This is a genomic window from Psychrobacter sp. D2 (assembly GCF_013608135.1).
In the GTDB taxonomy this organism is placed as follows: domain Bacteria; phylum Pseudomonadota; class Gammaproteobacteria; order Pseudomonadales; family Moraxellaceae; genus Psychrobacter; species Psychrobacter cryohalolentis.
In genome coordinates this window covers 32,859-44,642 of the sequence record NZ_JACDXZ010000008.1, presented here as the reverse complement: position 1 = coordinate 44,642, position 11,784 = coordinate 32,859, and the positions used below count along the sequence as shown (strand labels likewise).

The 11,784-nt window shown below is 45.4% G+C and carries 9 protein-coding genes; all 9 read right to left on the bottom strand.

The window, feature by feature from the left end:
* Position 1: 1 nt before the first annotated feature.
* Positions 2-1,876, bottom strand: a complete 1,875-nt coding sequence (nuoL, locus tag H0262_RS10420) for an NADH-quinone oxidoreductase subunit L (RefSeq protein WP_181210702.1) — start codon at positions 1,874-1,876, stop codon at positions 2-4.
* Between the two features lie 4 nt (positions 1,877-1,880).
* A complete protein-coding gene (gene nuoK / locus H0262_RS10415) occupies positions 1,881-2,189 on the bottom strand; it encodes an NADH-quinone oxidoreductase subunit NuoK (protein ID WP_041753378.1) in 309 nt (102 codons plus the stop codon).
* Positions 2,190-2,287: 98 nt separating this feature from the next.
* Positions 2,288-3,031, bottom strand: coding sequence for an NADH-quinone oxidoreductase subunit J (nuoJ, locus tag H0262_RS10410; protein ID WP_181210701.1), 744 nt, complete (start codon positions 3,029-3,031; stop codon positions 2,288-2,290).
* Positions 3,028-3,576: an NADH-quinone oxidoreductase subunit NuoI gene (nuoI, locus tag H0262_RS10405; protein ID WP_011512931.1), complete on the bottom strand. Its 549-nt coding sequence runs from the start codon at positions 3,574-3,576 to the stop codon at positions 3,028-3,030. Before nuoI ends, nuoJ begins: the two co-directional genes overlap by 4 nt.
* A gap of 68 nt (positions 3,577-3,644) precedes the next feature.
* Entirely contained in the window at positions 3,645-4,640 is a 996-nt protein-coding gene (nuoH, locus tag H0262_RS10400; protein ID WP_041753375.1) for an NADH-quinone oxidoreductase subunit NuoH, read from the bottom strand.
* Between the two features lie 49 nt (positions 4,641-4,689).
* Positions 4,690-7,818, bottom strand: a complete 3,129-nt coding sequence (nuoG, locus tag H0262_RS10395; RefSeq protein WP_181210700.1) for an NADH-quinone oxidoreductase subunit NuoG — start codon at positions 7,816-7,818, stop codon at positions 4,690-4,692.
* Between the two features lie 10 nt (positions 7,819-7,828).
* Positions 7,829-9,253 carry an NADH-quinone oxidoreductase subunit NuoF gene (gene nuoF, locus H0262_RS10390; protein ID WP_181210699.1) on the bottom strand — a complete coding sequence of 475 codons (1,425 nt, stop codon included), beginning with the start codon at positions 9,251-9,253 and terminating at the stop codon, positions 7,829-7,831.
* Positions 9,250-9,759: an NADH-quinone oxidoreductase subunit NuoE gene (nuoE, locus tag H0262_RS10385; protein WP_149493047.1), complete on the bottom strand. Its 510-nt coding sequence runs from the start codon at positions 9,757-9,759 to the stop codon at positions 9,250-9,252. The genes nuoF and nuoE overlap by 4 nt, the downstream gene beginning before the upstream one ends.
* 153 nt (positions 9,760-9,912) lie before the next feature.
* A complete protein-coding gene (nuoC, locus tag H0262_RS10380; protein WP_011512926.1) occupies positions 9,913-11,688 on the bottom strand; it encodes an NADH-quinone oxidoreductase subunit C/D in 1,776 nt (591 codons plus the stop codon).
* Positions 11,689-11,784 lie beyond the last annotated feature (96 nt).

Sequence of the window (11,784 nt, the reverse complement as noted above, 5' to 3'; positions counted from 1 at the left end):
TTTATACCACCGTCATCATTACCAGCACGAGTAACACAGCCATACCCAAGCCAAAGCTTGCAGCATAACCTCGAAGTGACCCTGTTTGCGTCGCAGACAATACCTTATTACCCGCTGATGCCAGCTTAGGTAATAACAGCCACGTTTTATCGATAGGGTCGGCTTTAAATAAGCGGCCGATGAACAAAAAGGGTTTTACAAAAACTATATCGTATAGCGCGTCAAAGCCCATACCGTGATAGCACCAATGATATAGCGCCCCACCGATACGCGTGCGCTTAAAGCTGGTCAGCAGTCGACCTTTATTAACGACATATAATAGCGCCGCCAATATCAAGCCTGCTGCCATCGCACCCATCGCGATAAACTCAGCCGTATGCTTACCATGTGCTTGACCAGCAACTTCTAATAAATGCCCAACACTTTCTGGCAATACGCCTTGCAATGGCGGGGTAATAAATGCACCCACTGCCGTAGATAATACGAGCAATACACTAAGCGGCAGCCAATATGACACACCAGATAGTTTATGGGCATGCGTTTTCTCTTCACCAAAGAAGATAATCCAAATCATACGGAAGGTATAAAGCGCGGTTAAGAAAGCACCGAATACGCCCATATAGAATAAAACCATATGACCGGTTGCATAACTTTCCCAAAGAATGGCTTCTTTAGAGTAAAAACCAACGGTGACCCAAGGTATCGCGGCAAGTGCACCGCCACCGACGATATAGCACCAGAATACTAACGGAATCTTTTTACGTAAGCCGCCCATCTTAAAGATGTTTTGCTCATGATGCACCGAAAGAATGACCGCACCTGATGATAAGAATAACAACGCTTTAAAGAAAGCATGGGTCATCAAATGGAAGATAGCACCTTGCCATGCACCAACGCCGAGTGCTAAGAACATATAGCCAATTTGGCTCATAGTCGAATAAGCAAGGATACGCTTGATGTCAGTTTGTGCCAACGCACAGAATCCTGCAATAACCAGCGTTAATGCGCCCACTGCCCCAACCCAGTACAATAATACGCCCGGCGTCAGGATAAACAATGGATGTAAACGGGCAATCAGATAAACACCAGCGGTAACCATCGTCGCTGCGTGAATCAATGCTGATACTGGCGTTGGACCTGCCATCGCATCTGCAAGCCATGTATGTAACGGCAGCTGGGCTGATTTACCCATCGCCCCACCAACCAACATCATGGTAGTTAGAATCATGGTTGGATTATTAATATCAAATACTTCCGGGGCACGGGTAATAATCTCTTGAATATTAAGCGTACCAAATTCGCGGAATAGTAAAAACAAACCAAAGGCTAAGAACACATCACCAACACGGGTAACAGTAAAGGCTTTTATCGCCGCACGACCATTCGCACGGTCATGGTAGTAAAAACCAATCAGCAAGTAAGAACAGATACCGACGCCTTCCCAACCAAGATATAGCAAGAACAAGTTATCCGCCAATACCAGCAATAACATGCTAGCGACGAATAAGTTCATATAGCTAAAGAAGCGCGCAAAGCCTGTTTCACCTTTCATATACCAAGCGGCAAACAGATGAATCAAAAAGCCAATACCAGTAATGACACCCGTCATCGTTAATGCTAATCCATCAAAGCTTAAGCCAAAATTTGGCGCAAAATCACCGACTTGGAACCATGTCCAGAGTGGAATCTCTACAACAGTTCCGGCTGGATACGTCGTTAAAAAGGTATAGCTGACGATCAGTGTACATAGCGCTGATAGCAGCATACTACCGACACCGACAATCGCTGCCACCTGCTCGCTTAATTTATCGCGCATAAAGGCTAGAATCAAAAAGCCAACGAGCGGGAATATAAAGGTTAATGGTAATAAACTCATGACATCATCCTTTCATCTCATTGGCGCTGTCGACATCGAGATGCCCACGCTGATGATAAAAACGCAATAATATTGCTAAACCAATAGCGGCCTCTGCTGCTGCTAAGGTCAAGATAAAGATAAACATAATCTGTCCATCTGGATCGACCCAACGACTACCTGCTACCACAAATGCTAGTGCCGCCGCATTCATCATGATCTCAAGGCTCATCAGCATAAATAGAAAATTACGCCGTACCATAACACCGCACAGACCAATCGCAAATAAAATACCCGCCAAGATTAGTCCATGGCTCATGGGTATCAGACCCAGTACATTTTGCGCCTCAGCAACCGGCTGCACTAAGCCTGCTACTTCATGGGCAAACGGCACATTGGCAATATCTTGTGCCACGCTTGCTGCTAGTACCATCAGTCTGACTCCTTGCGCGTGACTTTCTTCATACCGTTCTGCGTACCTGCTTTCATGCCAACCTTCATGCCCACGTAGTCATGCGGGTCGACATCTTTATATTCGTATGGTTTTGCCATCTTTACTACATCGTTATTGGTGTGCATGCTGTCGTTTTCATACAGCTCAATACTACCGATATTTGGACTGGCTACTAGACTATCATTACCGATAATCTCGTCATCGATAGCTTCTTTACCTAAATGATAAGCTGCAACTAGAGCAGCAAGTAGTAGCAATGCGGCTACTTCTATCAACATAATGTATTTGGTAAATAAGACTGTACCCACTGCTTTGGCTGAAATAGTCGTACCGCCAATCAAGGCAGCTTCGTTATGATTAAGACCAATCATTGCATACAGCACAACTGCGATAATAATCGTCAAGCCCGTCGGTATCGCCCAAGTGCCAGCATCAAGCCAACGCTCTTCCCGCTCATCATTACGCATGCCTAAATTCAGCATCATAATCACGAAGACGAACAGCACCATAATGGCACCCGCGTAAACGACAATTTCAAGTGCTCCAGCAAACGGCGCACCTATCACAAAAAATATGCCAGCGATTGCCAGCAATGACACAATCATCGATAAAATAGCATGCACTGGATTGGCTTGGGTTACCACGCGCAAACTGGCAAATATTGCTACCGCTGCTAATGAGTAAAACCCTGCCAATTCAGGATTATTTAAAATATTCATCATGGTAGCAAGCTCCTTAGATCAATCGGTGCCGCTTCATTTTGCGCCGCGCCTTTTGGTTTATCTGCTACCGCCATACCCGTCACGCGATAATAGTTATAATCGGGATATTTACCCGGTCCTGAAATCAGCAAATGCTCTTTTTCATAGACCAAGTCTTGACGGACGTATTCGCCCATCTCAAAATCAGGGGTCATCTGAATAGCTGTCGTAGGACAAGCTTCTTCACACAAGCCACAAAAAATACAACGTGAAAAGTTAATACGAAAGAACTCTGGATACCAGCGACCATCTTCACGTTCCGCTTTTTGCAGTGAGATACAACCAACCGGACATGCCACAGCGCACAAGTTACAAGCAACGCAGCGCTCATCGCCGTCAGGGTCACGCGACAGTATAATACGTCCACGAAAACGTGGCGGCACTGGTACTGGCACCTCAGGATAAAGAATGGTGTCGCGTGGTCTGAGCGCATGACTATTGACCATCCACATGCTGCGGACAATGGTAAATAGTCCAATGACGGTCTTTTTTATCGTAGTAAACATGGGATTATTATCCTTCTCAGCTTTACCCTAGTTCATCAGTGATGGCTAGTGATGGCTACTAGTAATGACTATAACGTTGGGGAAAAAATCAAAATGACTGCAGCAGTAACCAATAGATTAATCAAGGTTACGGGCAGGCAGACTTTCCAGCCAAAGTTCATCACCTGATCATAGCGCGGACGCATGAGTGAGCCTCGAGCCAAAACAAACATAGTCATAAAGAAAAGCGTCTTAATCATGAACCAAAAAGCTGGTGGAATAAACGGAATATCTAAATTAAAAGGTGCCAACCAACCACCAAAGAATAAGCAGGTCATCAAAGCAGAAATTAATACAACATTGACGTATTCGCCAATAAAGAACATACCGAACTTCATGCCGGAATATTCAACGTGATACCCTTCAGCAAGCTCTTGCTCAGCTTCTGGTTGGTCAAATGGATGTCTATGCGTGACCGCGACACCGGCAACGACAAAGGTTAAAAAGCCAAAGAACTGCGGGATGATATACCAACCATCAGCCTGCGCTTCAACAATCGCACGTAAGTTAAATGAGCCAGTCAATGCAACAACACCCATCAACGACAAACCTAAGAACACTTCATAACTGATGGTTTGCGCGGCTGAACGTAAGCCGCCAAGTAATGAGAATTTATTGGCTGATGCCCAACCACCGAATAGCACTGCATAGACTGCAATACCAGCCATGGCAAAAAAGAATAAAATACCAATATCCCAATCAGCAACGCCAAGCGTTGGTGAGATAGGAATAATGGCAAATGAAGCCAGAGCGGTAAACATGGCAACTGCAGGCGCCAAAGTAAACATAAACTTATCGGTAAAATTTGGCGTCCAATCTTCTTTAAAGAAGATTTTGAGCATATCCGCGACTAGCTGTAGTGAACCAAACGGTCCAACACGGTTTGGACCATAACGGTCTTGCCAAAGTGCTAACATCCGGCGCTCATAGATAATCATCATTGCCGCGACAATGACAACGACTAAAAAGATAACCAGCGATTGTACGACCATAAAAAGTATGGACCAAGTATCAAAGGTCATCATACTTGCCAAAAAACTTGGCACATCAGGGATAATACGAGTGACTTGCATATTACACCTCCTGTGTGGTGGTCGGCGCTGTGCTTACGGGTACGGCGCGGTTATTGTTATCTTCAAAGCTGTTTAAAGCACTGCCATTTTCAGAATTGCCACTAGCGTCATTAGCCATGCTACCCATCATCGTAATAGGTGCATCGACTTTACGTACTGACGCTGGCATTGATGGATGAATAATGCTCACCTGACCGACAGGGTAACCAATACAACCTTCGGCTAAATAACCAACAAGCTCTACTGGCAGTGTGATTTGCTGTTTATCAATCTCAATCGCTAGATAATCACCAGCCACGATATTCCAATCTTTTGCGTCATCAATCCCTATACGCCATGAGGCGACAGGTAATTGCTCAGCTACCACTGGGCTACGCGATGCCATCATTGAGCTGGCATAAATATTATAAATAGGCACCAATTTAGCTTGTCCTTGATGCATATCCGTCGTAGCTACTGAGCTAACTTCTGGCGCAACATATTGGCGCGTAGCTAAACGCTCTAATTGGTCGAACAAACGCACACCCGGATCACCATTTCTAAGACTACCACCCACTTTATCTTGGTATTTGTTCCAAGCTTGCGGTGAGTTCCAACCGGCAGATTGCGCAAAAGGAATCATCGCGCTTGGGGTTTGCTTACCGCTATAGCCTTCCATTGAAAAGGTTAAACCGGTATCCAAATCTTTTGGCTGCATTGGTTCATGGACAGAGACAGGCGCGCGCATAGAAGTACGACCTGAGTAACGACGTGGCTGACGGGCAATTTTTAGACCCGTCATCCGGTAATCAGCATCGGGTGCAGCTTCTTTGATACCGGCAAGCTTGGGATGAGTCGCTATCAAAGCATTGATGACATCGTCAAGCTGCGTCCAGTCGACATCACGACCTTCTAAGCTGCTGTGCACAGCATGCAACCAGCGCCAACCTTCTTTGATACTACTAAGCGGATGATAATAGTCATTATCATAAACTTGGAAGAAGCGCTGCGCACGACCTTCGGCAGAAATAAGCGTGCCGTCTGCTTCAGCAAAGGTGGCTGCTGGCAATACAATATCGACGTCTTTGTGCCAATCAAGCAATTGATGATCTAACGCAATGACGGTTTTATCAGTCAATAGCTGTGTTAATTTATTCGCATCAATAGCATCAGTCAGCTGATTTTCAGCGACTATCACCACATCAAAATCAGTCGCCAGCAATTCTTCAACTGAATGACCACCGAGTAAACAAACGCCGATACTATTAGCATCTGTCACTGCTAAATAGATACCCGCTTGGGCATGATACTTTTTATTGACTTCTTTTAGCTCAAGTTTGGTTGCAGGCTGACGTTCAACATCGTCTTGCGCTTCGGTATTAACACCCGTTTCAGGCTTATTTGGCTTGGCAGACAGATCTTTATCTTCTGTTTGCTGCGCCGTTGTTGTTTGTGCTCGCGCTTCAGCTGCTGCAACTTTGGCATTATGTGTCTCAACTTCATACTGCTCAGTTGCTTTGATCGCTGCACGCTTTTGGCTTAATGCTTGCGTGATTTGCGCAGCTGCTTCTATCAAGGCAATAGACGATAAGCTGCTACCAGAGACAACCAATGGCTTGTCCGCTTGGATCAAGTCATAAGCGATTTGCTGTGCCAGCGCTTGCATAGGATCAACATTGATATTGGCATTAGCATCTTCCTCATTGCTTTGCGGATCGACTATTTTTGATAAGTTATCAGCAAATTTAGCAATTTCATCCGCAACTTTAAAACCAAGTTTAGTGATGTCTTCAGGAGTCGCTACGACGCTAACCTTACTGATATCTTCAAGTTTGGTTTGAGTCACATCGATGACATATACTGGGCTTTGTGCACCTTGAGCAATACGTTTGACTGGCTCAGCCAACCACGATTGCGTTTTGGTAGCAGCCGCCATTTTTATGGCTTCATTTTTCGCCGCTTGACGGATAGAGAGTGCCACACGTGATGACGTTTGAGTGATATCTTCACCCAAAATCAGTACCGCATCGTGGCTTTCAATATCGGTCATACCTGGGTTATAAATACCCTCAGTACTCAAGACTTCAATACATTTATTGACCAGTGCTTGCTGCTGATGATTAAGACCCGTTGAGAAATTATCAAAACCAACGAGGTTTTTTAGCGCAAAGTTGGTCTCTAAGCTGGCACGTGGCGAACCAATACCAATGACTTTTTTATCTTTAATACGCTTAATGGTTTCATCAAGAGCATAGTCAATATTGATTTTAACGTGTTTATCATTGATACGTTCAAGCGCTTGAGTCGGGCGATCTCCACGATTGACATAGCCATAGCCAAAACGACCACGGTCACATAAGAAATAGCGATTTACTTCACCGTTATAGCGGTTTTCGATACGGCGCAATTCACCATAGCGCTCACCGGCAGAGATATTGCAACCCGCTGAGCAGCCATGACAGATGCTTGGTGCATACTGCATATCCCACTTACGGTTATAACGATCCGAATGCGTCTTATCGGTAAATACACCCGTTGGACAAACTTCGGTCAAGTTACCTGAAAACTCACTTTCAAACTGACCATCTTTATCACGACCAAAATAAACACGCTCATTTGAGCCATAAACGCCCAAATCTTCGCCGCCCGCATAGTCTTTATAAAAACGGACGCAGCGATAGCAAGCGATACAACGATTCATCTCATGCGCGATAAACGGACCAAGCTCTTGATTGTGATGGGTACGTTTGGTAAAGCGGTAGCGACGACGATGATGACCTGACATATAGGTCATATCTTGCAAATGACAATGTCCACCTTCTTCACAGGTTGGGCAGTCATGCGGATGGTTAATCATCAACAGCTCAACCATCGACTTACGGAACGCCTTTGCTTCATCATCAGTCACTGAGATGTACATATCATCGCCTGGGGCGACCATACAGGACATCACAAGGCGACCGCGACCCGCTTCCATATCTTCTTTGGTCATATATTGCTTAACCGCGCACTGACGGCAAGAGCCTACTGAACCAAGGGCTGGGTGATAACAAAAATACGGCACATCAATGCCGAGTGACAAACATGCTTGTAGCAAGTTGTCCGCGCTATCTACTTCGACAGTGGTTCCATCAATATGTATGACTGCCATGCCGCTCTCCTTATTTCACATCTAGCTGTTGATTGGCTGCAGCCTCAATGACATCTTCACCAACCGCCTGCGCAATCTTTTGATCAAACTCAGGACGGAAATATTTAATTGCACTCATCAGTGGTTCCATCGCACCGGGGGCGTGTGCGCAAAAGGTTTTACCGATCCATAAGTCACGGGTTAAACCTTCTAGCTTTTCAACATCGCCAATCTGCCCTTCGCCATCATTGATAGCGGTAAGGATTTTGACGCCCCACGGCAAACCATCGCGGCATGGCGTACACCAACCGCACGATTCGCGCTGAAAGAAAATCTCAAGATTACGTACCAATGGCACCATATCTTGTTCTTCGTCAACGACCATAAGCAGACCCGTACCCATACGGCTACCCGCTTTTTGGATAGTGTCAAAATCAACGACAGTATCTAAATGCTCAGCGGTTAAAAAATCCGTTGATGCGCCGCCTGGTAACCAAGCCTTAAGTGTGCGACCTTCCTGCATACCACCTGCGAAATCTTCAATAATCTCACGCGCCGTATAACCAAATGGTAATTCCCAAAGACCGGGGTCATTGACCAAACCAGAACAGCCAAATAGCTTCGTGCCTGGCGTTTCGACCACACCTTTGGCTTTTGGCAGGTCTTGATACCACTTACTACCATGCAGGATAATCGCTGAAACGTTATGTAAAGTTTCAACGTTATTGACCACGGTTGGTCGACCCCATGCACCAGCTACCTGTGGAAATGGTGGTTTGGTACGCGGATTGGCACGACGACCTTCTAAGCAGTTAATTAATGCCGTTTCTTCACCGCAGATATAACGACCAGCACCCGTATGCACATGTAAATCAAAACTAAAATCTGAGCCTAAAATATTATCGCCGACTAGATTATTGGCTTTTAACTCTTCAATCGCTGTACTTAACCGCTCCGCAGCTAAGATGTATTCACCACGGATAAAGATATAACCGGCTGTTGCACCAATCGCATAGGCAGAAATAAGCATGCCTTCAATAAGCTGAAGCGGCAAACGCTCCATGAGCAAACGGTCTTTAAACGTACCCGGCTCCATCTCGTCAGCATTACAGACTAGATAGCGTGGACCGCCATCAGGTGGTGCCATTAGTGACCATTTAATACCTGCTGGAAAACCTGCACCGCCGCGACCTTTTACCACCGCTTCTTTAATAGTATTTAACGTATCATCTGGCGATTGGTTTAACGCTATCTTTAACGCTTCAAAACCACGTAATGATTCATAAGTGGCCAAATCAAGCACCGCATCATGATGCGCTAAGCGCCAGGTCAGCGGTTTGGTTTCACTGGTAGCAGTCGATCTATCGCCATAGATAGGAATACGCTGTTCATTAAGTTGGCTTGGCGCTTTGCCTTGATTACGAAGAGCAATCTGCTCTGAAACAGTTAATCTCATGCGTATAGCTCCAACAATTGGGCGACTTCTTCAGGCTGGACAGGACCATAGGTATCTTCATCAATCAATACCGCAGGACCTTTGTCACAGTTACCTAAACAGCAAATCGGCAATAGCGTAAAACGACCATCATCAGTGGTTTGACCATAGTTGATGCCCAGCTGCGACTTTAATTCAGCTGCTAGTGCTTCATAGCCTGTTAAATAACAAGCCACCGAATCACAAACAAGGATGACATGACGACCAACTGGCTGACGATAGATACGGTTAAAGAAGGTTGCTACCCCATCCATATCCGTCATCGGAACATTTAAAATATTAGCAATCGCATTCACTTGTGCATCATCGACCCAGCCGTTACGCTTTTGCACGATTTTCAGCGAATCTAAAGACGCTGCTCGTGGGTGTGGATAATGATGCATAAACTCATGGATAGCCGCAATTTCTTCTGCAGTTAAGATACTTGCCACATCTACTTTTGGCATTTTATCGGAAACAATTTTCATAATCTTTTTCTTTCCTCACTCAGCCCACTGTTTGTATTACGCTCACGGCGCAATGACAGCGTTTTGGTGTGCCAGTTTGGCGATAATATGTTAATGAACGCGTCGTACTTTTAATATATAAACGATAATGATAAACGTATAACCACAGACGCTCTAACGGTCACAATCCGCCATCACAATATCAATTGACGCCAGATACATAATGGCATCGGATACCAATGAACCATTAATGACTGATGGCATCTGCTGCAAATGCGCGAATGTCGGCGTACGAATACGGGTACGATAGCTCATCGTCGCTTTATCCGAGGTGATGTAATAGCTGTTTAGACCTTTAGTCGCTTCCACAATCGTGGTGCACTCACCCGCTGGCATCACAGGACCCCAAGAAACAGAGATAAAGTGATTAATCAAGGTTTCAATATCATTCAAGGTACGATCTTTTGGCGGTGGTACTGCCAATGGATGATCCGCCTTATAAGGACCTTGTGGCATATTATCCATACATTGACGGATAATACGTAGCGACTGGCGCATCTCTTCGACTTTCACCATACAGCGATCATAAGCATCGCCGTTATAGCCGACTGGTACTTCGAAATCGTAATTCTCATAGCCCATGTACGGACGCGCTTTACGCAAATCAAAATCCAAACCTGTTGCACGCAAACCTGCGCCAGTAACGCCCCACGCCAATGCTTGCTTGGTATTATATTGGGCAACGCCTTGAGTACGACCTTTAAGCACACTGTTTTGCAATGCTGCTTTAACATACTCATCCAAGCGTTTTGGCATCCAATCTAAGAACTCACGTACCAAACGCTGCCAGCCGCGCGGCAAATCATGCGCTGTACCGCCGATACGGAACCACGCAGGATGCATACGGTAACCGGTTACCGCTTCGATAACGTCATAAGCTTTTTGGCGATCGGTAAACATATAGAATACCGGCGTCATACCACCGGCATCTTGGATAAAGGTACCGACAAACAGCAAGTTATTAGTAATACGGAAAAACTCACTCATCATCACGCGGATGGTTTCAGCGCGCGGCGGAATAGTAATACCGGCAAGCTTTTCAACCGACATGATGTACGGTAGCTCATTCATTACGCCGCCAAGATAATCAATACGGTCGGTATAAGGAATAAATGAGTGCCACGTTTGACGCTCAGCCATCTTTTCTGCGCCGCGATGGTGATAACCAATATCAGGGATACAATCGACAACTTCTTCGCCATCAAGCTGTAGTACCAAACGGAATGCACCGTGAGCGGATGGATGGTTAGGACCAATGTTCAAGAACATAAAGTCTTCATCACGACCCGAGCGTTTCATGCCCCATTCTTCTGGGACAAAGCGCAGGTTTTCTTGCTCGTATTGTTGTTTGGCGGTATTCAAGAAATACGGAGTAAACTCAGTTGCCCGCGCATGATATTCTTTGCGCAGTGGATGACCTTCCCAGTATTTTGGTAATAAAATACGGGTCAAATGCGGATGACCAGTGAAGACAATACCGAACATGTCCCAGACTTCACGCTCATACCAGTTGGCATTGGGCCAAATCTGTGTCGCACTTGGGACGTTTAAATCTTCTTCACTGAGCGCTACTTTGATACGCACATCACTATTACGCTCAAGCGACATCAAGTGATAAAATACCGTGAAATCACTGTCAGGTAAACCTTGACGATGCTGACGTAGACGCTCATCTATCGCTGACAAGTCAAATAACATGACATAAGGTTTTGGCAATTTGCGTAAGAATAAGAGAACGTCTAATAAATCAGCGCGTGCCACCCAAACCGTTGGAATGTCGTCAACCGTGTGCTGCACAACGAACTTACCAGCATATTTTTCTTCCAGCTCTTTGATAACCGCTGGGACAGGCTTGATCTTAGGATCTGTGTTTTCGACTACCGTGACCATGAATGATGTCTTCCTTCATTAATCATAACTGAACCATGACAACCATAATAAAAGATGATAATCATAACCAAACTATGATGAGCGTACGCGCACTTC